This window comes from Asticcacaulis sp. AC466 (assembly GCF_000495815.1).
Classification (GTDB): Bacteria; Pseudomonadota; Alphaproteobacteria; order Caulobacterales; family Caulobacteraceae; genus Asticcacaulis.
The window spans coordinates 1-476 of record NZ_AWGE01000059.1 but is presented as its reverse complement, the minus strand read 5'-3'; the positions used below and the strand labels follow the sequence as shown (position 1 = coordinate 476).

Sequence of the window (476 nt, the reverse complement as noted above, 5' to 3'; positions counted from 1 at the left end):
AATAATCATTAGTTTGGGGATCTATCCAAAACATCGTATCAGATGGATGACGAAACTTTGTGTGTGTGTATCTAACTTGAGCACGTTTAACCTCACCTATTGTGAAGGATGTTATATGCGCGTTTGCATTTCTAAATTTTTGCAAATCTAAGAGAAGACTAACCGCACCCAATCCACTTATAAGAACACCTGAATTAGTGGGATTGAAAGCAGTTATAACCGGGTTTAGTTTAAGAGCATCCCCCCAAGTCATTTCTATATGCGGTTGTGCCGATCTCACGATGGCTGCTGCTAAATTTGCTCCCTGCGAGGCTTTTTGCGCAAGAAAAACCAACTCCCTATCAGTTAAATGAGAATAAGCTGAAGATACTCTATTTCCATTTACCGTTAGCCCATCAGTTAACGAACCAAATATAATAGTTCGGCAATAAATACACCAAGCCTGCCACAATGATGACATTAGTCCTTCTTGAACA

At 39.7% G+C, this 476-nt stretch carries 1 protein-coding gene; it reads right to left on the bottom strand.

Annotated features, from left to right (window positions below; translation table 11 throughout):
• On the bottom strand, nt 1-460 hold a 460-nt coding region (locus AEAC466_RS44700), incomplete at its 3' end, for a hypothetical protein (protein ID WP_155913925.1).
• Nucleotides 461-476 lie beyond the last annotated feature (16 nt).